Source organism: Mycobacterium sp. E1715, from assembly GCF_001667625.1.
GTDB lineage: Bacteria > Actinomycetota > Actinomycetes > Mycobacteriales > Mycobacteriaceae > Mycobacterium.
This window is the reverse complement of the sequence record NZ_LZJJ01000219.1, coordinates 1-1,165: the sequence shown is the minus strand read 5'-3', so window position 1 is coordinate 1,165 and position 1,165 is coordinate 1. Positions and strand designations below refer to the sequence as shown.

Genomic DNA, 1,165 nt, shown 5'->3' with positions numbered 1-1,165 from the left:
CACCGCGGCGCGCCTGTCACGTCGCGACTCAAGCCTATCCGGCGCGTCCCCGCCCGGCCTCTCATGTACGGCGGCGCTCGGGGGCGACCTGCGGCAATGGCACACTGGCCGGTACGAGGTGCGCGGCCCGCGGGTCGTCCCGGCCACCGATGGCCTTCAGTGCCACGACGAAGCCACTACGAAGCCACTACGAAAAGACAGGCCCGTTCATGGAAAGTTTGATCCTGTTCCTGCCCTTCCTGCTCATCATGGGCGGGTTCATGTACTTCGCCTCGCGCCGGCAGAAGCGGGCGATGCAGGCCACCATCGACCTGCACGAGTCGTTGCAGCCGGGCGACCGCGTGCACACCACATCCGGGCTCGAGGCCACGGTCGTCGAGATCACGGACGACACCGTCGACCTCGAGATCGCGCCCGGGGTGGTCACGACCTGGATGAAGCTGGCGATCCGCGACCGGATACTGCCCGACGAGGACGACCTCGCTGAGGACGACGACGCCGACGATTTGGAGGAATTCGGCGACAACCGGGCGACCAAGGATTCCTGACGGCGATTGCGGCCCAACCCACCAGCGGCGCGATCGCGGTGAGGGAGGCACGTAGTCTTTTCTAGGCTCTGTCCGGGGTAAGAAACCGATTCTCGAGGAGATAGAAGGAACGTGGCATCGTCTTCGGCGCCGGTGCACCCTGCCCGCTACCTGTCCGTCTTCCTGTTGCTGCTCGTCGGCGTCTATCTGCTGGTGTTCCTGACCGGCGACAAGCGGGCCGCACCCAAGCTCGGCATCGACCTGCAGGGTGGCACCCGCGTCACGTTGACCGCGCGCACCCCGGACGGCTCACGTCCGAGCCGCGACGCGCTGGCACAGGCGCAGCAGATCATCAGCGCGCGCGTCAACGGGCTGGGCGTCTCCGGTTCGGAGGTCGTGGTCGACGGCGACAACCTGGTGATCACCGTGCCCGGCAACGACGGCAACGAGGCCCGCAACCTGGGGCAGACCGCTCGTCTCTACATCCGCCCGGTGCTGAACTCGATGCCGGCGCAGGAGCTCCAGCCCAAGCCCGCGCCGCAGGCGCCCCCGCCCGGGCAGGCGCCGCCGTACATGAGAGGCCGGGCGGGGACGCGCCGGATAGGCTTGAGTCGCGACGTGACAGGCGCGCCGCGGTG

At 68.3% G+C, this 1,165-nt stretch carries 1 protein-coding gene and 1 pseudogene; both read left to right on the top strand.

Translation table 11 applies throughout. The features are described 5' to 3' along the window. Positions 1–209 precede the first annotated feature (209 nt). Positions 210–548, top strand: a complete 339-nt coding sequence (yajC, locus tag A9X03_RS12170; protein WP_067268848.1) for a preprotein translocase subunit YajC — start codon at positions 210–212, stop codon at positions 546–548. Between the two features lie 111 nt (positions 549–659). Further along, positions 660–1,165: pseudogene (locus A9X03_RS12165) on the top strand (protein translocase subunit SecD); the annotation flags it as partial.